The following is a 23,129-nucleotide window of genomic DNA, read 5'->3' as shown; positions in this document are numbered from 1 at the left end:
AGGCGCTCAGCGCCGGACAAACAGCGCCACCAGCAGTTGAAAGTACATCTCGGTCAACTGGTCCAGATCGGCCGCACGCACACATTCATCAACCTGATGGATGGTGCGGTTGATCGGGCCCAGTTCCACCACCTGTGAATTCATGATGCTGGCAATAAAGCGGCCGTCCGAGGTGCCGCCGGCCGTAGACAGCACCGGCGGCCGGCCGCGGACGGTTTCTACCGCGCGCACTGCGGCTTCGACCAACGAGCCCTCGTCGGTCAGAAAGGGCAGCCCCTTGACCTCGAAATCAAGCCGATAGTTCAGGTCATGCCGGTCCAGAATGGCCCGCATCCGCTCCTGCAGTTGCTCGGCAGTGACCTCGGTGGAATAGCGAAAACTGAATTGCACACGCGCCTCACCCGGAATCACATTGGTGGCCCCGGTGCCGCTGTTCATGTTGGCCACCTGAAAACTGGTGGCGGGAAAATATTCGTTGCCCTGATCCCATTCCGTGGCCGCCAGCTCTGCCAGTGCCGGCGCCAGCCGGTGCACCGGATTGTCCGCCAGATGCGGATAGGCCACATGCCCCTGGCGACCATGCACGGTCAGGTAGCCCAGCATGGACCCGCGGCGCCCGTTCTTGATCACATCACCCACGACTTCGGTACTGGAGGGCTCACCGACCAGTGCCATGTCGATATTGTCCCCTCTGGCCTTCAGCGCTTCCACCACCTTGACGGTACCATGGTAGGCATCGCCTTCCTCGTCACTGGTAATCAGAAAGCCGATGCGCCCGTCATGATCTGGATGGGCTTCCACAAAGCGCTCGGCGGCCACCACCATGGCGGCCAGCGAGCCCTTCATGTCGGCGGCGCCCCGGCCATGCAGATAGCCGTCGACCAGCCTGGCGGCGAAGGGCGGATGCGTCCACTGGCTCTCATCCCCGACCGGCACCACATCGGTGTGACCGGCAAAGGCCAGCAGCGGCCCGCTGTCACCCCGGATGGCCCAGAAATTGGTGACGTTCTCGAAATTCATGTCCTCACACCGAAAGCCGGCACGCTGCAGACGCTCGCGCATCATGGGCTGACAGTTGCCATCTTCGGGGGTAATGGAGGTCTCGCGAATCAGGGCCTGAGCCAGCTCTATCGTCGGGGTCATGGGCAAGTCTGTCACCAAATCTGTACAATGAGCGCGCGAGTATAGCAAAGTCGTCATTTCCTCAACAGGCAGCCCCCGTTCGTCATGACAGCAACCCCAACCCGCCGCCTGCGCGACTGGCTCAGGCGACAGGCCAGCCAGGCAGCCCGGCACTGGTCACTGTTCACCTCCGGCAGCCTGCTGCTGATGGGCGGCCTGTTCCTGATCATCATGTCGGAACGCCTGCTGACGCCATCACTCCAGCAGGAACTGGTGGCCGCCCTTGGCGTACTGATCGCCGCCATCGGTGCCCTGCGCGCAATCTATGGCTATTTGTGTATTGGCCTGTTTAAATTGCTGAAATACTTTCTGTCGGACGATTGATGCAGAGCGACATCGAAATCTACCTGCCTGACACCGACCCGCAGGCTATCTGCCAGTGGTTGCGGACTGTGTTCGGACGGGCCCCTGAGCCGGTGAACAGCAGCGACCGCAACAAGGTGCTGCGTTATCGGCTCGCCGTCAACGGTGTCATCATACCGCTGCTGTTGGTGACCCGGGGCGGCTGGACTTCTGTATGGTTCAATTCGGAGCGCACGCCCTGGGCCACTGATCTGGACTGCGCGCGCGCTGCCGTGGCGCATCTGGGCGGTCGGGCCCGCTGTACCGACGGCGGCTGGCAGGAAGGTGATGACCCCGATCGTTTTCTGGAAGTCACTATCAACGGCGTAGAGACGGTAATCTGGCAGGATGGCTAAACAACACAATTTCGATATCCGACGCCCGTCCGGCTTCTGGGCCTGGCTGCGCCGGCTCCTCTTTGCAGCGCTGAGCGGCCTCGGCCTGATTCTGATCTGTATCGCCGCCATTGATGTATGGATTTCACTGCAAGCCAGAGGCAAGCTGACCAGCGACCTGGAACAGTTGCGCCCGACCGATTACGGTGTGGTACTGGGCACCGCCAAGTTTTACCCCGGCGGCGGTCTGAACCCGTTCTACCAGGCCCGTATCGATGCCACGGTGCAGCTTTATCAGGCCGGCATGATCGAGCAGGTGATTGCTTCCGGCGACCACAGCACCCCCTTTTATGACGAACCGGGCATGATGCGGGATGACCTGATACAGCGCGGCATACCGGCGCAGATCATCCTGCGTGATGGCGGCGGCATTCGCACCCTGAATTCCGTACAGCGCCTGCAGACCGAATTCGGTCAGACCGACATCATCATCATCAGCCAGCGCTTCCACCTGGAGCGGGCCCTCTACCAGGCCCAGGCGGCAGGGATCGATGCACAGGGGTTTGTCGCCGCTGATGCGCCCCTGAACTGGCATGCCAGGGTGCGCGCGCGCGAAGTACTGGCACGGGTTTCAGCCATGATCGACATTCACGTGCTGCGCCGGACCCGGACGCCCATGCTGCATCCCTGACAATCAGAGTTCCATGGCCCTGATGGCGTCCATGGCGCTGCTGGCCCGGATGATGCCAGCGGGCTCTATCGGCAATCCGGCGGCAGCCAGCACCTCGACCGTCCAGGTATTGCAGGTGCGGCGCAGGTGGAAGCGCCCTTCACCGGTAAAGAACAGGCTGTCAGCATAGAGTCCCGGGCCACCGGGTTCCACCGCCCCGTCCTCGGTGCGTGCAAAGGAGTCAGCGATAAAGTCGTTCATGGCCTCCATGCCCTCCTGATCCACCGTCAGGTGCTCGACCTCACTGGCCGGAAAATAGCGCTCCGGATGGTCCGGCAGCGCCACCACATGCATCACCGAATCGGTCGGCCACAGGGCCGCCGGTGCCATCAGCCAGGGGCTGTCCTCACCACGCTGATAATACTCCGCATCCCCCCAGCCAAATTCATAGTAGGGCGCCTCGCCAAGGTGATCCGGCACAAAGTCGAGCGCTGCAGTCAGGTCCTCGGCGGCGATCACTATGCCGGTATGCCAGCTGTAGCGGGTCACGTGCACCTCGCTGGCCACTGCGGGCAGCATCAGCAGCATGCCGACCCCCATCACAGCGAGCCACCGTCCGCTCAGACGAAGCCAACCCGGTGCTCTGCTGTTCCCCTGCCACATAGGCACCTCGATACGCCTGCAATACCTTCAACATAGGCCAGCCTCTCGAGGCAGGCAACCTCTTGACCTTCCAGTTACAGGAAGCATTAGCCTCTGACTCGCATCCTGACAAGGCAGTTTCAAAAAAATGTTTACAACATTAAGTTTACAGTGTTAACTCGGCATAAAGTTAACAGAGTAAATATCGACAGGGAGAAATCATGCAAGACTTTATACGAAGCTGGTCGGAGTGGGTGCTGCGCCTGCGCCATGCCATCATTGGCGGGGTCATCCTGCTCTGTGGTCTGGCTTTCTGGCCCATCAGCCAACTCTACTACGACAATTCCAATGAACTGTTTTTCCTCGAGGGTGACCCCAATCTGGTGGCCTACAACAACCTGATCGATCTGTTCGGAGACCCGGAGTATCTGTCTGTCAGTGTCCGCGTGCCGGCGCATCAGCAGGACGTCTTCCACCCCGACACGCTGACGCTGATCGAGGAGGTCACCCGGTTTCTGGAGCGCCGCCCGGAGGTGACTCAGGTCCGTTCGCTGACGCGCTATCAGCACACCCACTCCGGCAGCGGCATGCTGGCCACCGACGACGTCATCACCAGTCTGGAGTCGACCGACGCGCTGGACCGTGCGCGCGCGATCATCCGCCAGCAGCCCATGGCGCTGGGTACCCTGGTCACCGAGGACCTGCAGCATACGCGCGTGGTGGCCCGCACCCGCTACGAATCCAATGGCGGCCAGTTGGAGGTCGAACTGGTACAGGCACTGCGCACCTTTCTGGATTCGGACACCCTGAGCATCGCCGAGCACTCGGTGCATCTGAGCGGGCAGCCGGTGTTCACGGAACAGTTTGAAACCCTGAGCAAACGCGACCAGGCCTGGCTCAATCCGCTGATGGCACTGGTCATGATTGTGCTGCTGTGGCTGAGCTTCCGCTCCATTGTCGCCACCCTGCTGCCCTGGACCATCATCGGTACCGCCATCCTGTTGGTCAGCGGCTTTCAGGGCCTGATGGGCTGGCCGCATACAGTGGTGGAGTCGGCACTGATCCCGACCCTGATCATTATCGGCGTCGGGCTGTCCGTGCATGTTCTGGTCACCTTCTTCCATCAGCGGGCTCAGGGTCTGGCCCCGCCGGAGGCAGCCGCCGCCATGGTGCGCAAGCTGTGGACGCCGACCTTCTATACGGCCCTGACCACGGCCGCCGGTTTCCTCGCCCTGAGCGTGACGCAACTGGTGCCGGTGCGGGAGTTTGCCTGGCTGGGCGCCGTCGGTGCCATGACACTGTTCCTGCTGTCCATGACGCTGTTTCCGGCCCTCCTCAGCCACGTCAGCGCCTTTTCGATCCGTACTGAGCGCATCATGACCGAAGGCGCCATTGCCCGCTTCACGCACTGGGTGCCCGGGTTCACGCTGCGCCATCGTCGAAGCCTGCTGGCACTGGGCGGCGGGCTGTTGGTCACCAGTCTGGCCATCGTGCCGCGCATTGAGGTGGACTCCAACTTCATCACCTATTTCAAGCAGGACAACCCGACCCGCTCCGATCTGCTGTACTTCAACGAGACCTACAACGGTATTCAGAATATCGACATCATTGTGGACAGCGGCACACCAGGCGGCATTCACGAGCCCGCGTTTCTGCAGCAGTTTGCCGACCTCCAGACCTGGCTCGAAGCCCAGCCGGAGACAGGAAATGTCAACACCCTGGTCGACTTCCTGCGTACCACCAATCAGGCCCTGAACGAGGACGACCCGGCACACTACCAACTGCCGGACAACCGCCAGATGGCGGCTCAGTTGCTGTTTCTGTATGACAATACCGGCCCGGAAGAAGATCTGAGCGACATCAAGGACTTTGACGAGCAGTACCTGCGGCTCAGCGTGCCGGTGCTGAACATGCCGGCCAGCGCCACCAGCGAGTTTCTGCAGCGCGTCAGTCGGCACCTGCAGGAGCAGCATGCCGAACTGCCCGTGCAACTGACCGGCAGCCTGGTCATGTACAACGCGCAGGACCTCTACATCGCCGAGGGCATGTTCCGTTCCTTCATGATCGCGCTGCTGATCATTGCACTCAGCTTCATGGTGCTGTTCCGCTCGGTGAAGTACGGGCTGATCGCCCTGGTGCCCAGCGTGGTGCCCATCATCATGACCGGCTCGCTGCTGGTGCTGCTCGGCATACCGCTCAACCTGGGCACCATGGTCGTGGGTGCCATGACCATGGGTATAGCGGTGGATGACGCCATCCATGTCATGAACCGCTATCTGACCGCGCGGCGGTCAGGGGAAAGCACCTACCCGGCGATTCTGCGGGCCATGACCGAGTCCGGCCGGGCGGTGATCTTCACCTCCATCGTGCTGATCATCGGTTTCAGCGTCATGCTGCTCGGCTCCTTCGTGCCCTATATCTATGTGGGTCTGTTCGCCGCCACCATCATGGCCCTGGCCCTGATCGGCGACCTGATATTCCTGCCAGCCGTCCTGCACTGGGTCGATCGCGCAGCGACAGACCGCTCCGACACTCCAACCTATTCTCCCCCCGCCCTGACCAAGGAGGTCTCATGATCATTCTCACAACCCGACTCATGCTCGTTCTGCTGCTGGCCGCCCTGATGGCCACAGTGCTGTCGGCACAGGCTGAAACGCCCGAAGCCCGCGACATCATGACGCAGGTGGACAATCGCTATACCGGTGACTCGTCACATGCCGAGGCACAGTTGATCCTGATCGACCGCCGCGAACGTGAGCGCGTGCGCGACCTGGTGATGTACGAGTTGGAAGCCGAGGGCACCAGCAAGTCCATTGTGTTTTTTCGCTCTCCGGCCGATGTGGCAGGCACGTCCTATCTGAGCCATGACCATGACGGAGCCGACAATGATGCCTGGCTGTACCTGCCGGCGCTGGGCCAGGTCCGGCGCGTGGCTGCTGGTGACCGGGCCGGTGCCTTCATGGGCAGCGACTTCAGCTATTCCGACATGGATGGTATGGAGATCGACTGGTGGCAATACCGGTTGCTGGACGACAGCCAGACCGTCAACGATCACCCGGTGTGGCATCTGGAGGCCGTGCCGCACCCCGACCATGCCGACCAGGTGCTGGAGGAAACCGGCTACGAGCGCGCCCGGATCTGGGTACGACAGGACAATCTGGTGCTGATCCGTGGTCAGTACTGGCTGGCCGACTCCGACCGCAGCAAGTACTTCAGCGCCTCGGAGCTGACGGAGATCGACGGCATCTGGACCCCGCTGCGGCTGCAGATGGTGACCACTCGTAATGGCGAGCGCGAGCACTCCAGTGTGCTGTCCATCAGTCACATCGAGTACAACAGCCACAGTGATGCCGATCTGTTCACCACCCGGGCCATGGAAAGGGGGCTGGAATGAGCCTGCTCACGCTGCCCCGACTGCTGACCCCGTTGCTGCTGGCCCCCCTGCTGTCAGTGTCGGTGCAGGCGGATGATTTCTTCGGCGATGTGTCCACGCGCTCGACACCGCAGTCCACGCCGGGGAGCTCGATCAGCTACCGGTTCTGGATCCAGCAGCAGGCCGCCTTCGGCCTGGCCGACCCGGACCCCGGCTTCAGCCGTGACCAGGCGGACTGGACGCGGTTTGAAACCGAACTGTTCGGGCAGGCCAATCATCGCATTGGCGCCTGGCGACTGCAGGCCTCGGGCGCGTTGATCCATGACTGGCTGCCGGACACCCGTGATCAGTTGGACTGGCCCGGTTACGACTTCACGGATGATCAGGAAGACGCCCGGCGCTGGCAATGGCGCCTGCGCGACACCCATGTGTCCCGGACCTGGGGCGACCTGTGGTTGCGCGGTGGCTACCAAACCCTGGCCTGGGGTGAGGCCGAAACACTGAATGTCATCGACGTGGCGGGCCGGCGGGACGAACGCTGGCCCGGCCAGGCCAGTCTGGACGACCTGCGCCTGCCGGTGCCGGCGTTGCAGGCCCAGTGGCACAGTCTGGACGCCGTGGTGTTCTGGAATGACCAGCCGCACAGGCAACCTGCTGCCGGTGACGATTTTGACCCCTGGACCGGCCTGCGCAATGCCGGTGCTGATGTGAAGACCATTGATGCCGACAACCCGGCCGGGTTGGCCCTGCGCTGGCAGCATCGATGGCCCGGCACCGACCTGCAACTGATTGCTGCCGACGTCAATGCCTTTCAGCCTGCCCCTGTTGAAGTGCGCACCGAGATGATTGGTGGGCAGCCCGTGCCGTCGGAACTGCGCCTGCAGATGCCCCGCAACCGGGTTCTGGGCGCTGGCCTGCAGCACAGCCGCGGCAACTGGGTCTGGCGCACCGAGCAGGCACTGCATACCGATGTACCGCTGGTGCCGGAACAGCCGGTGGCAGCATGGCCGCAGGCCGACCAGTGGCGGGCCATGTGGGGAGCCGATTTCAGCGGCTGGCGCAATCTTACCCTGACCGGCGAGGCCGCCCTGACCTGGACTCCAGATCGCCCTGCCGACGTGCGCCAGTCGGAGTGGCACTGGGCGCAGTCACTGCGCGCCAGCCATCAGTCTTTCAGCGACCGGCTGACGCTGGAAGGCCAGGCTGCGCATCTGGGTGCGGACCAGGGTGGCCTGCTGCGTGTGGGCGCCCAATGGGACCTCAGTGATCACTGGAATCTGGAGGCCACCGGCGTGGCCTATGTGGCCGATGATGATCAGTTGCTGGACCCGTTTCGCCAGCAGGATGCCGTAATCTTCCGCGTCCGCTGGTTGCCCTAAGAGGGTGGGCGCAACAGGGAAGTTGCGCCGCTATTCTGTTAAACTGCTCTCTGATACAGAGAACGGTGCGGAGAGCGTCTGGATGGTCTTTAGCTGCAAACGCGGGTACCACCACGGCAACCTGAAAACGGCCCTGATCAAGGCCGCCATGAAACAGCTTCAGGAAGACAGCCTGGAGAGCCTGAGCCTGCGGGGTCTGGCCCGCAGCGTCGGGGTCACGCCGACGGCAGCCTATAATCACTTTGCCGACAAGACCGCCCTGCTGGTGGACCTCAAATCAGCCGCCCTCAGCCAATTCGACAGCTTTCTCGCCGATGCCCTGAAGGATATTCCCGCTGACCAGCCCGAACAGCGCATTCGTGCCATGGCCCATGCCTATCTGGCCTTTTCCTCGGTCCACCCGGCTCTGTTCAATCTGGTCTTCAACTGGGTGCCCGATCTGGAGCGGCTGACTGAAGAATTCATGGTCGCCGGCGGTCGCGGCGAAGAACTGCTGCGCGAGGAAATCGTGGGTTTTCTGCAGCAGCAGGGACAGCAGCCGGATGACTATCAGGCGGCCATCGCCAGCCTCAGCGCCTGGTCCATGGTGCATGGCATCACTACACTGCTGAAATCATCCACGGTCGAAGCCATCATCTACTGCCACAACTGGCCGGAAGACCTCAATGCACGCGACTGTGATGGCTGCTACCGCATGCTGGATCATCTGGTGGATCTGACCCTGGCCGGGCTGCGCACAGGCATCCCGCTTATTGAGCGACACCCCCCATCCCCAGCATAGCCATCAACTGATTCCCGCCGGCGACATAGAAGGTAATCAGTATGCCCTCTCCGATACCCACCGCCACCAGACAGCGCACCAGTGACAGGCGCAGCGTGGCGGCACAGTAGATAATGACATCGGTCGGTACCGCCGGGAAAAAGCTCCAGCCTATGATCACCGGCTCCCCATGCTTTTCCATCAACCGGCTGAGCTGGCGTGCCCGCGCTGCGTAGCGTTCCCGCACCAGATAGTCGAAACCGAAACCACGCACCATGACATAGACAATGGCCGATGAGGTCAGAATGCCGATCATGTTGAGGGACCAGACCCAGACCGGGGGAAAGACAGCAATACCCATGAACAGCAAGGGTGTGCTGGGAATCAGGAACAGACCACGCAGTGACAGAATCAGCGTGTAGACAAGACTGGCCACCAGCAGGTTGTCATTGAACCACAGGCTCAGGTGATCTGCCGACAGGCGATGCCGGAACAGCAGAAACAGGCTGAGCGCCAGTGCAGCCACAGAGGCCCATGCAATCAGAGCAGCATAGCGTCCCTGCCCCCGCAGCCAGCTTTTCACCTCATAGCACTCCCTGCTCGATCATGGCATCTGCCACGCGTCGGAAACCGGCAATATTGGCCCCGACCACCAGATCACCCGGCGAACCAAAATGCTCAGCCGCCGCGCTGGCCCGATCATGAATATCCCGCATGATGCCCTGCAGACGCCGATCGACCTTGTCGAGCGGCCAGGCCTGCATGCTGGCATTCTGCGCCATTTCGAGCTGACTGACTGCGACGCCACCCGCATTGGCCGCCTTGCCCGGCCCATAGGCTGCTTTCGAATCCTGCAGCAGCGCCACTGCCTCCGCCTCGCAGGGCATGTTGGCGCCCTCGGCCAGGCAGACACAGCCATTGCCCAGCAACACTTCGGCATCGGCCCGGGTCAGTTCATTCTGGGTGGCACAGGGGAAGGCTGCCTCAGCCTTGTACCGCCAGACGGCATGACCGTCATCCGGATATTCATCGGCCGGGGTATAGTCCGCATCCGGATGATCATCCAGATAACACTTGAGGCTGACCCGACGCTCTATCTTCAGCTCTTTGAGCAGCTTCAGGTCAATGCCATCCTGGTGATACAGCGTGCCACGTGAATCGGTGACGGTGACTGGCACGGCGCCCAGATCATACAGCTTTTCCACCGTATGAATGGCCACATTGCCGGCCCCGGAGACCAGACAACGTTTGCCTTTCAGCGTGTCATTCCGGGCCTGCAGCATGTTCTCGGCAAAATAGACGCAGCCATAGCCGGTGGCCGCCACCCTGCCCTCGGACCCACCCCACAGCAGACCCTTGCCGGTCAGCACGCCGTCAAACCGTGTCGTCAGTCGCTTGTACTGGCCGAACATATAGCCGATCTCGCGCGCCCCGACACCGATATCCCCGGCCGGTACATCCGTGGTGGCACCGACATGACGCCACAGCTCATTCATGAAGGACTGGCAGAAACGCATGATTTCCAGATCACTGCGCCCGCGCGGATCGAAATCGGAGCCGCCCTTGCCACCGCCCAGGGCCAGCCCGGTCAGCGCATTCTTGAAAATCTGCTCAAAGCCCAGAAACTTGATGATGCTGGCATTGACTGACGGATGAAAACGCAGGCCGCCCTTGTAGGGTCCAAGGGCCGAGTTGAACTGCACCCGATAGCCCTTGTTGACCTGAACCTGTCCGTCATCGTCCACCCAGCTGACGCGGAACATGATCTGCCGTTCCGGTTCCACAATGCGCTGAATGATACCTTCACGCTGGTACTGCGGGTTGTCGTTCAGCAAGGGTCGCAAGGTATCCAGTACCTCCTCAACCGCCTGAAAGAATTCGCTCTCGGCCGGGCTGCTTTTCTTCAGGCGATTCAGGGTGTCTTCAACATAGGGCATAGGAAATTCCTGTGAGTCTCCATGAATTTGGGCATCGGAGGCGGTGCAAGTCGACAGTAGACGGCCGACAGAATTAAAGCAGGCAACCGGGCACTCAGTACACTGTCATTTGTCACCCATCTGCTGCTTGTGCGGTTTTTCGAACAGCGCCACATCAGGGTGGGTCAGGCGAACCGGGGCCTGCCAGCGCCGGGAGAGCCACTGCAACGTCGCGATGCTGAAAAAGATGACGTGGGTCGGGTCCCGGGTATAGTGCCAGCCTGCAAAGTGTGCCTGACTGACCACTCGCTTGGTCTGCACGGCCAGCACCCCACCGGGTTTCAGGCATTGCCACAGGCGCTGCAGCCAGGCAGCAGGGTCATGCAGATGTTCCAGCACCTCGGTGGCGGTAATAAAGTCATACTCCCGAGTCAGCACCGACTCGTCCGGATAATAAAACAGGTCGTACAGGGCCATGTCATAGCCCGCTTCCTCGAACATACGGGCCAGGGCCGGGCCGGGACCACAGCCAAAATCAAGACCGCTGGCCGGCGGCGCAACCCGTTCACGGACCGGGTTCAGTGTACGTGACAGGAAGCGCCGGTAACCCGGGTCATCAGGGCGATTGTCATGCTGGTCATATTCTTTTTTTTCTGCCGCTGCAGACAGCCAGAATGGCTTCGGCACCTGTACCAGGCTGCATGTCTCACACACCCAGTAGATGCGCCGGCTGTCCTGATGATACAGCGACAGCCGCTGCGAACCGCAGAGCGTGCAGGCGTCGGGGGCCGGAGAATGAAGCGTGGCGGCGGAATGGGTCACTGCGCTGACCGAGTTTGGCATTTGGCCAAAGGGTAGCATATCGGTCCACAGTCCACAGTCCACAGTCGACAGTCCACAGTCGACAGTCGACCGTCGACTAAAATCTATTCGAACAGCTTCAACTGCGTCGGTGCGCCTTCCCCCGGCTGTTGCAGCCGATACCCCACGCCGAGCAGGCGCACCGGCATGGCGCGGCGGGCCCAGCCTTCCTGCAGCAATTGCTCGAACAGGGCATCATCCGGCTTCGGGTGGCTGTGCTCCACCGTGGTCTGGGTGAAATCGGCAAACTTCACCTTCACCAGAGCGCCCTGGATACGGTAGCCCTGCAGCCGGGCATAGCGTGCCGTGAGGTCCTCGATCAGTTCCGGCAACCGGTCCTGACAGGCGGCCAGGTCAGGCAGATCTTCCCGGTAGGTATGCTCGGTGCTGATCGACTTGCGCTCCCGGCTGACCTTGACCGGTCGCTCATCGCGCCCGTGAGCCAGTTCATGCAAACGCTGACCAAAGCTGCCAAAGCGTTCCAACATGGTCTGCAGGCTGAGCTTGCGGATATCACCGCAGGTGAACAGCCCCTGAGCATGGAGTTTCTCCGCCGTTCGCTTGCCCACCCCGTGCAGCTTGCTGACCGGCAGGTCATGTACAAAGGCTTCCACCTCCTGCGGCAGGATCACCTTCAGCCCGTCGGGCTTGTTCCAGTCACTGGCTATCTTGGCGAGAAACTTGTTGGACGCCACGCCAATGGAAACGGTCAGGCCGACCTCGGCCAGTACCTGAGCCCGAATGGCTTCCGCCATGCGGGTGGCGCTGCCCTGGCAGGCTGTGCTGTGACTGACATCCATAAAGGCTTCATCCAGCGACAGCGGCTCGATCAGGTCGGTATAACGGCGATAGATATCAAAGATCTGCCGGGACACCGTCTTGTAGACGTCCATGCGACCGCGCACCAGCGTCAGATGCGGACACAGACGCAGTGCGCGCGCACTGGACATGGCAGAGTGAACACCATAGGCCCGGGCTTCATAGTTGCAGGTGGCGATCACACCGCGGCCGTCAGCCGAACCGCCCACGGCCAGCGGGATGCCCCGGTACTGCGGGAAATCGCGCATCTCCACGGCGGCGTAGAAGCAGTCGGCATCACTGTGCAGTATCTTGCGCATGACAGGCCCCGCTCAGTCGAGCAGAATCTTCTTGGCCTCGTTGATCCGCGCCGCCAACCAGTCACTGCCCCCGCGATCCGGGTGCAACTTCTGCATCAGCCGTCGGTGCGCCATGACAATGTCGTCGCGCGTAGCGTCTTCTTCCAGGCCGAGGATGTCGAGCGCCTCGCGGCGGTTCATCGGGCCACCGCCCGAGGCAGAACCCGATTGTTCTTCCTGCTGGCCCGCCCCCGCACCCTGTTGCGGGTCGTCGGCACGCCAGCTGTCGCCAAAACGCTTGTCGAGGTAGGTTTCCAGCAGGCGGGCCGAGTCGGCATCCCGCTGGCGGCAGAACTGCAGCAGTTCAATAAAGTCGGACTCACCCAGGCTCACCAGTTCGCGACCCTCCATGGGGCCCTGCAGCACTCGCCCCTGCATCTCGCCGCTGTCATGGTCCAGTGCCATCTCCAGCACATCGGTAGTGACCTTGGACTGATTGCCCGGCTTGGGCTGACTGCGCCCCCCGCCCATGCCGGGAATACCGCCACCCATGCCACCCGGGATACCACCGCGGAAAATGCGCCCGAGCAGAAACGCCGGCAGCAGACGCCGCAGGAAAGGCACCATGGCGGCCAGCAGACCGAACACCAGATGCAGACGGCCAGTCAGAGCCAGAAAGATCACTCCGACCAGGGCGCAGGCCACCAGTACCTTGATCAGCGCCTGCCGGCGCTGACCCGGTGGCTGGGCACGCATATAGACCCAGCCGGCAAAGGCCATCAGGAGAGCAAACAGGATGAGCGGCAAACGGTTTTCTCCGTGCAATCAGACAATATGGACAGGGAGAGTGTAACCCGATGTAGCGCCGGCGTCAGTGCAGTCAGGCGGTTCCGTCACTCAGCGAATCTGCTGCGTCAGCCGTTTCACATCCGCACTGCCGCGCCGGGAGAAATCTTCCAGCGCCCGGCTGCCGCCAGACGCATAGACCGCCACCGCCGCCAGCAGTTCCTTCAGCACCCTGGGGCTGCTGCGATCAAACGGCACATAGGCGCCGCCGGACAGTTTGCTGATCTGCTCGAAGACAGCTTTGGCGTGCGCGTCATGCCCTTCATGAAACATGAACACGGGCGTGCGCAGCATGCCCAACTCGCCGGCGGTGTGGCACAGCTGATCGACCGGCTCTTCACAGCAGTCGCCAATGAAAATGGCGGCTTTCACCGGTGTATCACGAGTCTCGGCGGCGGCATGGCTCAGTACACGGCCGATCTGGGTGCGCCCGCCCAGGCAACGGACCCCATTCATCAACTGCAGCAGTTGATCCGTCTGACTGACAAAGCGGGTGGCCTTGAATTCACCATAGCCCCGGTAGTAGCAGAGCTGGATGGCCAGCCCGCCCAGATCCCGGGTGGCAGAAAAGAGTTCGCTCTGCAGATCACAGGCCTGATCCCAGGTGGGCTCACGGCTGGCGGTCGCATCCAGCGCGAATATCAGGCGGCCCTGACCCGTGCCGCCGCTCTGCGGCATGGTGCGCACTTCATTGATGAACTGGTCGATGGCCGTACTGTCGGACTTGGGACGCAGTGACTTGTCAGACATGACATTCCCATTGCTACTCATGATCTGTAAAGAATAGTGTTTCCGTGCCCGCTTGCCCACCGGGCAGGTCGACCCTCACCGAGACTTTACTCTGCGGGGGCCCAGGCCTGCGGGGGTCAACGGTAGACAGTTGGTATTAGTCGACAGATGACAGTCGACTAAATTCACTTTCAACTCACAACCTTCGACTCACAACTTGCTAGGCCTTCGGCTGCCCCAGCACCTGATAGGACACCGCCGTCAGATGCGAGCTGATCCGCTGCAGGTCACGCAGAATATCCATAAACACCTGCGTGGCTTCCATGTTGTCTCCGACGCCACCGGTGAGACCCTCGATATGCTTGCGACGCTGCCGCAGGATATCCGCCCGGTAGGTGCGCTTGGTCGCCAGCAGTTCCTTGGCCAGTTGCTCGCTGTCACTGGTGAACACGGCCTGCGAGAGACGGAAAGCATCGACGAGTTCTTCGTGCAGGCGCGCAATGGTCTTGCGCTGCTCGGGGCTGAACTCGATGTTCTGGCGCAGCTTGGTGTTGGCCAGGTGCATCAGACTGGACTCGATAATGTCGCCTATGTGTTCCAGGTTGGTCATGAAGTCGATAATGCGGTTGCTGCGCTTGCGCAGCAGGGCCTGCAGTTCTTCGTCCTTGTCTTCCTCGATGGAGACAATGTACAGCAGAGCCTCCCGATGGAGGTTGTCTATATCATCATCCAGCAGGCGAATCTGCCGGACCACTTCCGGGTCCTTTAGGGCTTCCAGGCTGTAGTTCAGCATCTTGTAGACGATGTCGGCGATGTGCAGTGCTTCATTGCGTGCATTGGCCAGCGCCCGATCCGGGTTCTGCCGGTCATTTGCAGACAGGTAGATGGTGCGATGGCCCTGCTCATTGATGGAAAAGCGCTTCTTCTCCCCGGCCAGCATCCGCGGCTCGGCCCGGCGCACAATGAGCGGCAGCCCGGCCAGCAGGATCAGGCCTGCAACCAGGTTGAGTGCGAAGTGGAACAGTACTATCCCCTGGGCGCCCTCCGGCAGCAGGTCCAATACCGGTGCTTCCGCCACCCAGAGCAGAATCATGCCGGCCACCACGACACAGGTCCGGAAGCCCAGGTTGGCTACCACTACGCCACGCCCGGCACCCTTCATCGCCCAGCCGGCCACCAGAGCCGGCATGGCACCACCCAGATTGGCCCCCAGAATCAGCACCAGGGCCAGCCCCGGATCGATGGCACCGTCCTGAACAAACTGGGCCAGAATCAGGATGACGGCAAGCGTCGAATGTATCAGCCAGGTCAGCAGGGCCATCAGAATCAGGGCCAGTGAACTGTCTGCGGCCACGGTATCGAGAACGACGCTGAGCAGTTCGCTGTCATGCAGGACGGAAGTAACGCGACTGATCAGGGTCAGCGCGAGCAGGACCAGACCAAGCCCGATAACGATCCGGCCGATATGCTTGTTGACGCGATTCTGGCTGGTAATGAACAGCATGTAGCCGAGGAACAGCAGGGGTGCTGCGAGCACGCGCACATCCAGATTCAGGATCAGGGCGGCGATACTGGCACCCAGCTCGGCGCCCAGTACAGTGGCCAGGGCGGCGCTGACGGTCATCATGCCGGAGGATGCGAAGCCGGCGATCATGAGCACGACTGCGGTCGAGGACTGTAGCATCAGGGCGCTGCCGGCACCCACGGAAAAAGCCTGGGGCCGCGTTCGGGTGGCGCGCCGCAGCACTCGCTCCAGCTTGCTGCCCAGCAGTCGACTGAAGCCGGTCTGCACCATGCGAATGCCCCACAGCAACAGGGCAACGGCACCGGCAAGTTCAAGAAATGCGGTCATGAGATCCTTTCATCGCCAAAAGGACAATGATAGCAGGCGTCAGGTTGGCTGTCCTGTGGTGCACGCGTCTGCAGGCCGTGTGCTGCGTCCACACAGGTGTACTGGGGCCGGTGCCGCGTGATGCCCTTGCCAATCGGACCGTCGCCAAGCTCGGGCACATGCCTGTGAGACACGCAAAAAACTCATACCAGGCAGGCGACTCCATACGTGCCACCGTACCGTAGGCTGTGGCCCTTGGCCACGCATGCGTGAGCAAGCCCCGAAACGTCGGACCGCACAGCCCGTAGAAGAGCCTATGCTTGGAGACCGCCTTGGCCAATCGCGCACGGGGTGCGCTCCTACCTTACGATGGGTGCCTGAATTTCGTAGGAGGCCAGCCTCCTGGCCGATGGCGGCGCCAGCCGCCTGTAGAAAGTAGCCACTGATGGTGCGGCCGCCGGGCGGCGGTGCCCTGACCGCAGACCGTCTCCGCACAGGGATGTGCGGAGTCGAGCTGTCAGGGACGACGTTTTTTGCGTGTCTGCGGTCAGGGCACCCCGCCATCAGGCGGCATTGGCACCCTTTACTACTTGGCAACCATTATAAGTATGCGTGGCCAGGGGCCCACAGCCCACAGATGTGGCTCAGGGCAACATGGTGGCGCCCATAAGATCGCGGTCGATCTCGCGGGCGGCTTCGCGGCCTTCGTTGATGGCCCAGACGATCAGGCTCTGCCCGCGTCGGCAGTCGCCGGCGGCGTAGAGGCCATCGACACTGGTGCGGTAGTCGCCGTAGCCCGCGTTGGCATTGGACCGCGCATCGGTATCGACACCGAACTGCTCCAGCAGCGGCTGCTCCGGGCCCAGAAAGCCCATGGCCAGCAGCACCAGATCGGCGTCCAGCTCACGCTCACTGCCCTCAACCGGCTGCGGCCCCATACGGCCGTTCTCATCTTTCTTCCACTCGATGCCGGTCAGATGCAGTTTCTTTACCTGGCCGTTCTCGCCGCTCAGCTTCTGCGTCAGCTGCAGATACTGACGCGGGTCTTCACCCTGCACCGCAATCGCCTCGGCCTGACCATAGTCGACCTTGAGCGTGCGCTTGAATTCCGGCCAGGGGTTGTCCGGCGCGCGCTCCAGCGGCGGCTTGGGCATGATCTCCAGTTGCGTCACGCTCTTGCAGCCGTGGCGCAGCGAGGTGCCCACACAGTCGGTACCGGTGTCACCGCCGCCGATGATGACCACATGCTTGTCCCTGGCGGAAATGAAGTTCCCGTCTTCATGATCACTGTCGAGCAGGCTTTTGGTGTTCGGCCCCAGGAAATCCATCGCGAAGTGCACACCCTCCAGGTCCCGTCCCTCGATCGGCAGATCGCGCGGCTTGGTGGCGCCGGTGGCCAGCAGCACGGCATCGAAATCAGCCTGCAACTGTTCGGCCGTGACATCCCTGCCCACCTCGGTATTGACGCGGAACTCGATGCCCTCTGCGCGCAGGATGTCGATGCGGCGATCCACAATGTGCTTTTCCAGCTTCATGTTCGGAATGCCGTACATCAGCAGACCACCGATGCGGTCGGCACGCTCGAAGACGGTAACCGAATGGCCTACAGAGTTGAGCTGGGCAGCTGCGGCCAGCCCGGCCGGGCCGGAGCCGATCACCGCCACCGACTTGCCGGTGCGCTCGCTCGGCGGCTCCGGCTGCACCCAGCCTTCCTCGAAGCCGCGTTCGATGATGGCATTCTCGTGGTGCTTGATGGTCACCGGCGGCTGGTTGATGCCCAGCACGCAGGAATCCTCGCACGGCGCCGGACAGACCCGACCGGTGAATTCGGGGAAGTTGTTGGTCTTGTGCAGCCGGTCCAGCGCCTCGCGCCAGCGATTGCGGTAAATCAGGTCATTCCACTCGGGAATCAGGTTGTTCACCGGGCAGCCGCCCACCTGGGGCGCCTCGGCCGATTCACCCGAGTGGCAGAACGGCACCCCGCAGTCCATGCAGCGCGCACCCTGCTGGCGGATCTCCTCCACCGGCATCTCGGTGTGGATTTCCTGCCAGTCGATCAGCCGCGCCTTGGGGTCGCGATCAGCCGGCAGTTCACGGCCATATTCCAGGAATCCAGTCACTTTACCCATGGTTGTAATCCTCCGTCGCTCAGTGGGCAGCCATCTGCTTCAGGTGCATGTCAAACGCCTCGACGGCGACTTCGTACTCGTCGTCAAGCTGCTTCTCTTCACGCACCTGTTGCATGTAGCCCTGCATGCGTTCGTAGTCGACGGGCATGACCCGCACGAACTCCTGCACCGAGCGTTCCCAGTTCGCCAGTACCTCGGCGGCCACATCGGAACCGGTATTGTCGTAATGCTTCTGTATCCAGTCTTTCAGTTCGGCGATCTCGTCGGCCTCTTCCACCGGACCCAGCTTCACCATTTCCATGTTGCAGCGGCTGGCAAAGGCGCCGGACCGGTCCAGCACATAGGCCACGCCACCGGACATGCCGGCCGCGAAATTGCGCCCGGTCTCGCCCAGAATGATCGCCTTGCCACCTGTCATGTATTCACAGCCGTGGTCGCCCACGCCCTCGACCACCGCCGTCACACCCGAGTTGCGCACACAGAAGCGCTCGCCGGCCTGACCGCGGATAAAGGCTTCACCACTGGTGCCACCGAAGAAGGCCACATTGCCGACAATGATGTTGTCACGCGCGGCAAATGTTGCTTTCTCGTCCGGGTAGACAATCATCCGGCCACCCGAAAGCCCCTTGCCGAAGTAGTCATTGGCATCTCCCGCCAGCTCGAAGGTCACACCACGCGCCATGAAGACGCCGAAGCTCTGACCGGCCGAGCCGTTGAACTTCACATGAATGGTGTCGTCCGGGAGGCCGTCGGCTTCGTAGCGCTTGGAGATCTCGTTGGACAGCATGGCACCGACACTGCGGTCGGTATTGCGAATGCCGTAGTCCAGTGTCACCTTCTGCTGCTGTTCCAGCGCTGGTTCGGCATCCCGCATCAGCTTGCGGTCGATGATGTCGTGAATCAGATGCTTCTGCTCCACCGACTTGTACAGCGTATCGCCGTTCACCGGTTCGGCCTTGACCAGCAGCGGCGACAGGTCCACATGCTTGAATTTCCAGTGGCTCAGGTTGTCGCGCACCTTCAGCACCTGACTCTGGCCCACCATCTCCTCGATGCTGCGGAAGCCGAGTTCGGCCATGATCTCGCGCAGGCCCTCGGCCATCATGGTGAAGAAGTTCACCACATGTTCGACCTGACCCTCATAACGTCCGCGCAGCACCCGATCCTGGGTGGCAATGCCGACCGGACAGGTGTTGGTGTGGCACTTGCGCATCATGATGCAACCTTCCACTACCAGCGCAGCGGTGGCCACACCCCATTCCTCGGCCCCCAGCAGGGTGGCGATGGCGAGGTCACGCGGTGTCTTCATCTGGCCGTCGGCCTGCAGCGTCACGCGACTGCGCAGGCGGTTGGCGACCAGCGTCTGGTGTGCCTCGGCCACGCCCAGTTCCCAGGGCAGACCGGCATGCTTGATGGAGCTCAGCGGTGAGGCACCGGTGCCGCCGTCATGGCCAGCAATCAGCACCACATCGGAATAGCCCTTGGTGACGCCCGCAGCGATAGTACCCACGCCGGCCAGCGATACCAGCTTGACGTTGACCCGGGCGTCGCGGTTGGCGTTCTTCAGGTCATAGATCAGTTGCGCCAGATCCTCGATGGAGTAGATGTCATGGTGCGGCGGCGGTGAAATCAGGCCGACCCCGGGCGTGGACAGGCGCGTGCGACCGATCCAGGCATCCACCTTGTGGCCCGGCAACTGGCCGCCCTCACCGGGCTTGGCGCCCTGTGCCATCTTGATCTGCAGTTCATCGGCATTGGTCAGGTAGTGGCTGGTCACGCCAAAGCGACCGGACGCCACCTGCTTGATGCGCGAGATCATGGAGTCGCCATTGTCCAGCGGCTTGAAGCGCACCGGGTCTTCACCGCCCTCGCCGCTGTTGCTCTTGCCGCCGATGCGGTTCATGGCAATGGCGAGCGTGGTATGCGCCTCCCAGGAAATGGAACCGAACGACATGGCGCCGGTGGCAAAGCGTTTGAAGATGCTCTCTGCCGGCTCGACCTCATCCAGCGGAATCGATTTCCGGTCGGATTTGAAATCCAGCAGGCCGCGCAGCGTGTAGGCCTCGGTCGCCTGATTATTGACTGTCTGTTCGTACTCGCGGAACAGGTCGCGGTCATTGCGCGCACTGGAGTGCTGCAGCAGCCGAATGACCTTGGGGCTGAACAGATGGCGTTCGCCATCCTTGCGCCAGCTGTAGTCACCGCCACTGCGCAGTATCAGGTTGTCCGGGGCATTGTCGATGTTTGGATAGCCCAGACGATGTGTCAGCAGTCGCTCTTCGGCGATCTCGTCGAGACCGATGCCTTCGATGCGGCTGATGGTGCCGGCAAAGTAGTGGTCGATCACTTCGGAACTGAGCCCCAGGGCCTCAAAAATCTGCGCCCCCTGATAGGACTGCAGGGTCGAGATGCCCATCTTGGAGAAGATCTTCAGCAGGCCGCCATTGACCGCCTTGGTAAAGCGGCTGACCAGCTCTTCATTGCTCCAGTCCTCCTCCACGGCACCGCTGTCACGCAGGTCATACAGTGACTCGAAGGCCATGTAGGGATTGACGGCTGCCGCGCCATAGCCCAGCAGCGTGGCAAAATGATGGGTTTCGCGCACATCACCGGCCTCGACCACGATGCCGGTGTGCGAGCGCAGCCCTTCGCGGATCAGGAAGTGGTGCACGGCCCCCACGGCCAGCAGCGACGGAATGCCGGCATGGTCGGTGCTGACTTTGCGATCACTCAATACCAGAATCGAATAGCCGTCTTCCACTGCATCGCGCGCATGGCGGCACACCCGGTCCAGAGCGCGCTTCAGTTCACCCGGTTTGCCGGTGGCCCGGAAGGTAATGTCGATGGTGGCCGACTGGAAGCGCTTGTGATCAATGTGCTGCAGCTTGCGCAGTTGTTCATTGGTCAGCACCGGCTGCTTGATTTCGACCATGCGGCAATGCGCCGGCGTTTCGTCCAGCAGGTTCAGCGATTTGCCGACAAAGGTTTGCAACGACATGACCATCTCTTCGCGGATCGGATCGATCGGCGGGTTGGTCACCTGGGCAAAGAACTGCTTGAAATAGTTGGCCAGATGCTGCGGCTGATCCGACAGCACGGCCAGAGGGTTGTCAGCACCCATCGAGCCCAGCGGCTCCTTGGCGGTACCCACCATCTGTGTCAGGATGACACTGAGGTCCTCCTGCGAATAGCCAAACGCCTGCTGACGACGGCGCAGGCTTTTCGGGCCGTGCGGGCGCTCCTCGATATTGGACGCCGGCAGATCGTCCAGCACAATCTTGTTCTTCGCCAGCCACTCGCCATAGGGCTGGCTGGAGCAGACGCCTTCCTTTACTTCATCATCACTGATGATGCGACCTTCCTCCAGATCGGCAATAAAGATCTTGCCGGGCTGCAGGCGGCCTTTCATTTTCACTTTGGACTGGTCCACCACCAGCGCCCCGGTTTCGGAGCCCATGACGATGGTGTCGTCCTCGGTAACCAGATAGCGCGACGGGCGCAGGCCGTTGCGGTCCAGCGTGGCGCCGATCACCCGGCCATCGGTGAAGCTGACCGAGGCGGGGCCGTCCCAGGGTTCCATGATGCAGGCATAGTACTCATAGAAGGCCCGCTTCATGGGCTCCATGTCTTCCTGCCGCTGCCAGGCCTCCGGAATCACCATCATCATGACCTTTTCCAGCGGCCGGCCGCTGAGCACCAGCAGTTCGATCACCAGATCCATGTTGGCGGAATCCGACTGGGTGTGGTCACAGATGGGCTTGAGCATGGCCAGCTCTTCATCGGTGAAGACATCGCTGGACAGCAGATCGTCACGGGCGCGCATCCAGTTGATGTTGCCCTTGACGGTGTTGATCTCGCCATTGTGCGACAGATAGCGGAACGGCTGGGCCCGGCGCCAGGCCGGGAAGGTGTTGGTCGAGAACCGGCTGTGGTGCATCGCCAGTGCCGTCATCGACTTTTCGTTCTGCAGATCCAGATAGTATTCACGCACCTGGGCGGTGGTGAACTGACCCTTGTAGACCATGGTGCGGGTCGACAGCGACGCAATATAGAAATGGTCTTCCACGTTTGCGACTTCACGGCGCACAACAGCTGCGGTGTGCTTGCGCAGGATGTACAGTTTACGCTCGAGGACCTGTTGCTCGAGATTCTGCGGCGCCACGACAAAGACCTGCTCGATCTTCGGTTCATTGTCCAGCGCTGCCTGCCCGAGTGTGCTGTTGTCGGTCGGCACTTCGCGGTAGCCCAGCAGCGTCAGGCCCAGTTTCTCGATACTCTGGTTGATAATGCTGCGGCAGGCTTCGCGCGCACTGGCATCCTGGGGAAAGAAAATCATGCCGGCGCCATAGGCACCGGGCGCTGGCAGCTCAATGCCCTGGCCAGCCAGCTCATCCTGCAGCAGTTCGTGCGGAATCTGGATCAGGATACCGGCGCCGTCACCGCTTTTGACGTCATAGCCGGTACCGCCTCGGTGTTCCATGCAGGTCAGCATGGACAGGGCGTTCTCGATGATGTCATGGCTGCGTCGCCCTTTCAGGTTGGCGACAAAGCCGATGCCACAGCTGTCGTGGTCCAGCTCCGGCCGGTACAGGCCGAGACCATGGCGGTAATCGTGCTGCTGGTTGTCGTGCTTCATAACCTTCAATCCTCTGTTGCCGGGCCAGGCTGGCGGACCCTTGCGACCGACCGGGAACATCTGAAAACTGCTGTCCCGCAAAGCCAGGCATCAAAAATACTTTCCGGACCTTGCGCAGACGTCACTTTTTTCGGATGCCCCCTGACGACCATTCGCGTTCTTGTATCAGGGTCATTCGCCCGCAGTCACCAGACAGGTAACTGCGCCAAAACGGTGCGCTAACCTATCACAGGCAACGAAATGAATTCAGGCAGGCACAGGCTGTAGCCCGGGCTTTCAGGCTCACTTTTTTGTTTATAACGGTATAAATTACAAAAAATCACAATCATTGCACAGCAAATGAACCCAATTTGACCCTGGTGGTCTCGTCTGGCTACAATAATTGAATGAACGTTCAATCA

Annotated in this window: 18 protein-coding genes; 7 read left to right on the top strand and 11 right to left on the bottom strand. The window is 61.5% G+C overall.

Annotated elements, in window-relative coordinates; all coding sequences use genetic code 11:
* Nucleotides 1-6: 6 nt before the first annotated feature.
* On the bottom strand, nucleotides 7-1,143 hold the full coding sequence (dapE, locus tag E4656_RS17585) for a succinyl-diaminopimelate desuccinylase (protein WP_135484627.1): 1,137 nt from the start codon (nucleotides 1,141-1,143) through the stop codon (nucleotides 7-9).
* An 84-nt stretch (nucleotides 1,144-1,227) separates the two neighbouring features.
* On the opposite strand from dapE, the gene E4656_RS17580 reads away from it, so the two are divergent.
* Genes E4656_RS17580 through E4656_RS17570 form a run of 3 tightly spaced genes read left to right on the top strand, consistent with a single transcriptional unit; the run spans nucleotide 1,228 to nucleotide 2,550 of the window.
* On the top strand, nucleotides 1,228-1,506 hold the full coding sequence (locus E4656_RS17580) for a hypothetical protein (protein WP_135484626.1): 279 nt from the start codon (nucleotides 1,228-1,230) through the stop codon (nucleotides 1,504-1,506).
* Nucleotides 1,506-1,880, top strand: a complete 375-nt coding sequence (locus E4656_RS17575) for a hypothetical protein (protein WP_135484625.1) — start codon at nucleotides 1,506-1,508, stop codon at nucleotides 1,878-1,880. The genes E4656_RS17580 and E4656_RS17575 overlap by 1 nt, the downstream gene beginning before the upstream one ends.
* Nucleotides 1,873-2,550, top strand: a complete 678-nt coding sequence (locus E4656_RS17570) for a SanA/YdcF family protein (protein WP_135484624.1) — start codon at nucleotides 1,873-1,875, stop codon at nucleotides 2,548-2,550. The genes E4656_RS17575 and E4656_RS17570 overlap by 8 nt, the downstream gene beginning before the upstream one ends.
* Before the next feature lie 3 nt (nucleotides 2,551-2,553).
* On the opposite strand, the gene E4656_RS17565 is transcribed toward E4656_RS17570, so the two are convergent.
* Nucleotides 2,554-3,117 carry a DUF2459 domain-containing protein gene (locus E4656_RS17565; protein WP_167856118.1) on the bottom strand — a complete coding sequence of 188 codons (564 nt, stop codon included), beginning with the start codon at nucleotides 3,115-3,117 and terminating at the stop codon, nucleotides 2,554-2,556.
* Between the two features lie 275 nt (nucleotides 3,118-3,392).
* Here E4656_RS17565 and E4656_RS17560 point away from each other — a divergent pair, with 275 nt between their 5' ends.
* The 4 genes from E4656_RS17560 to E4656_RS17545 all read left to right on the top strand — a co-directional run bounded on the left by E4656_RS17560 (nucleotide 3,393) and on the right by E4656_RS17545 (nucleotide 8,704).
* Nucleotides 3,393-5,747 (top strand): efflux RND transporter permease subunit, encoded by a 2,355-nt coding sequence (locus tag E4656_RS17560; protein WP_135484622.1) that lies wholly within the window; start codon nucleotides 3,393-3,395, stop codon nucleotides 5,745-5,747.
* Complete coding sequence (locus E4656_RS17555; RefSeq protein WP_205849263.1) at nucleotides 5,744-6,565, top strand: outer membrane lipoprotein-sorting protein; 822 nt, start codon at nucleotides 5,744-5,746, stop codon at nucleotides 6,563-6,565. Before E4656_RS17560 ends, E4656_RS17555 begins: the two co-directional genes overlap by 4 nt.
* Nucleotides 6,562-7,923 (top strand): DUF1302 domain-containing protein, encoded by a 1,362-nt coding sequence (locus E4656_RS17550; protein WP_135484621.1) that lies wholly within the window; start codon nucleotides 6,562-6,564, stop codon nucleotides 7,921-7,923. Before E4656_RS17555 ends, E4656_RS17550 begins: the two co-directional genes overlap by 4 nt.
* 82 nt (nucleotides 7,924-8,005) lie before the next feature.
* On the top strand, nucleotides 8,006-8,704 hold the full coding sequence (locus tag E4656_RS17545) for a TetR/AcrR family transcriptional regulator (protein ID WP_135484620.1): 699 nt from the start codon (nucleotides 8,006-8,008) through the stop codon (nucleotides 8,702-8,704).
* On the opposite strand, the gene E4656_RS17540 is transcribed toward E4656_RS17545, so the two are convergent.
* From E4656_RS17540 to gltB, 9 genes are all read right to left on the bottom strand, one after another.
* Nucleotides 8,673-9,266, bottom strand: coding sequence for a TVP38/TMEM64 family protein (locus E4656_RS17540; protein ID WP_135484619.1), 594 nt, complete (start codon nucleotides 9,264-9,266; stop codon nucleotides 8,673-8,675). The genes E4656_RS17545 and E4656_RS17540 overlap by 32 nt on opposite strands.
* A gap of 1 nt (nucleotide 9,267) precedes the next feature.
* The gene (gene gdhA / locus E4656_RS17535) at nucleotides 9,268-10,620 is read right to left on the bottom strand and encodes an NADP-specific glutamate dehydrogenase (RefSeq protein WP_135484618.1); all 1,353 of its coding nucleotides are present in this window, start codon (nucleotides 10,618-10,620) and stop codon (nucleotides 9,268-9,270) included.
* A gap of 105 nt (nucleotides 10,621-10,725) precedes the next feature.
* The gene (locus E4656_RS17530; RefSeq protein ID WP_240754020.1) at nucleotides 10,726-11,421 is read right to left on the bottom strand and encodes a class I SAM-dependent methyltransferase; all 696 of its coding nucleotides are present in this window, start codon (nucleotides 11,419-11,421) and stop codon (nucleotides 10,726-10,728) included.
* A 104-nt stretch (nucleotides 11,422-11,525) separates the two neighbouring features.
* Complete coding sequence (gene dinB, locus E4656_RS17525; RefSeq protein WP_135484616.1) at nucleotides 11,526-12,578, bottom strand: DNA polymerase IV; 1,053 nt, start codon at nucleotides 12,576-12,578, stop codon at nucleotides 11,526-11,528.
* A 12-nt stretch (nucleotides 12,579-12,590) separates the two neighbouring features.
* On the bottom strand, nucleotides 12,591-13,364 hold the full coding sequence (locus E4656_RS17520; RefSeq protein WP_135484615.1) for a DnaJ domain-containing protein: 774 nt from the start codon (nucleotides 13,362-13,364) through the stop codon (nucleotides 12,591-12,593).
* Nucleotides 13,365-13,454: 90 nt separating this feature from the next.
* Entirely contained in the window at nucleotides 13,455-14,153 is a 699-nt protein-coding gene (locus E4656_RS17515) for a VWA domain-containing protein (RefSeq protein WP_135484614.1), read from the bottom strand.
* A 199-nt stretch (nucleotides 14,154-14,352) separates the two neighbouring features.
* Nucleotides 14,353-15,984, bottom strand: coding sequence for a Na/Pi cotransporter family protein (locus E4656_RS17510; RefSeq protein WP_135484613.1), 1,632 nt, complete (start codon nucleotides 15,982-15,984; stop codon nucleotides 14,353-14,355).
* 623 nt (nucleotides 15,985-16,607) lie between these two features.
* On the bottom strand, nucleotides 16,608-18,092 hold the full coding sequence (locus E4656_RS17505) for a glutamate synthase subunit beta (RefSeq protein WP_135484612.1): 1,485 nt from the start codon (nucleotides 18,090-18,092) through the stop codon (nucleotides 16,608-16,610).
* A 19-nt stretch (nucleotides 18,093-18,111) separates the two neighbouring features.
* Nucleotides 18,112-22,728 (bottom strand): glutamate synthase large subunit, encoded by a 4,617-nt coding sequence (gltB, locus tag E4656_RS17500; RefSeq protein WP_135484611.1) that lies wholly within the window; start codon nucleotides 22,726-22,728, stop codon nucleotides 18,112-18,114.
* Nucleotides 22,729-23,129 lie beyond the last annotated feature (401 nt).

This window comes from Natronospirillum operosum, assembly GCF_004768465.1.
Lineage (GTDB): Bacteria > Pseudomonadota > Gammaproteobacteria > Pseudomonadales > Natronospirillaceae > Natronospirillum > Natronospirillum operosum.
Note: the sequence above shows the minus strand (reverse complement) of the source record. Positions and strands in the feature narration are given on the sequence as shown.

Excerpts from the sequence above, each read along its gene's own strand:
- dapE (WP_135484627.1), bottom strand. The coding sequence starts at position 1,143 with ATGACCCCGACGATAGAGCTGGCTCAGGCCCTGATTCGCGAGACCTCC.
- E4656_RS17580 (WP_135484626.1), top strand. The coding sequence starts at position 1,228 with ATGACAGCAACCCCAACCCGCCGCCTGCGCGACTGGCTCAGGCGACAG.
- E4656_RS17575 (WP_135484625.1), top strand. The coding sequence starts at position 1,506 with ATGCAGAGCGACATCGAAATCTACCTGCCTGACACCGACCCGCAGGCT.
- E4656_RS17570 (WP_135484624.1), top strand. The coding sequence starts at position 1,873 with ATGGCTAAACAACACAATTTCGATATCCGACGCCCGTCCGGCTTCTGG.
- E4656_RS17565 (WP_167856118.1), bottom strand. The coding sequence starts at position 3,117 with ATGCTGCTGATGCTGCCCGCAGTGGCCAGCGAGGTGCACGTGACCCGC.
- E4656_RS17560 (WP_135484622.1), top strand. The coding sequence starts at position 3,393 with ATGCAAGACTTTATACGAAGCTGGTCGGAGTGGGTGCTGCGCCTGCGC.
- E4656_RS17555 (WP_205849263.1), top strand. The coding sequence starts at position 5,744 with ATGATCATTCTCACAACCCGACTCATGCTCGTTCTGCTGCTGGCCGCC.
- E4656_RS17550 (WP_135484621.1), top strand. The coding sequence starts at position 6,562 with ATGAGCCTGCTCACGCTGCCCCGACTGCTGACCCCGTTGCTGCTGGCC.
- E4656_RS17545 (WP_135484620.1), top strand. The coding sequence starts at position 8,006 with ATGGTCTTTAGCTGCAAACGCGGGTACCACCACGGCAACCTGAAAACG.
- gdhA (WP_135484618.1), bottom strand. The coding sequence starts at position 10,620 with ATGCCCTATGTTGAAGACACCCTGAATCGCCTGAAGAAAAGCAGCCCG.
- dinB (WP_135484616.1), bottom strand. The coding sequence starts at position 12,578 with ATGCGCAAGATACTGCACAGTGATGCCGACTGCTTCTACGCCGCCGTG.
- E4656_RS17515 (WP_135484614.1), bottom strand. The coding sequence starts at position 14,153 with ATGTCTGACAAGTCACTGCGTCCCAAGTCCGACAGTACGGCCATCGAC.
- E4656_RS17510 (WP_135484613.1), bottom strand. The coding sequence starts at position 15,984 with ATGACCGCATTTCTTGAACTTGCCGGTGCCGTTGCCCTGTTGCTGTGG.
- E4656_RS17505 (WP_135484612.1), bottom strand. The coding sequence starts at position 18,092 with ATGGGTAAAGTGACTGGATTCCTGGAATATGGCCGTGAACTGCCGGCT.
- gltB (WP_135484611.1), bottom strand. The coding sequence starts at position 22,728 with ATGAAGCACGACAACCAGCAGCACGATTACCGCCATGGTCTCGGCCTG.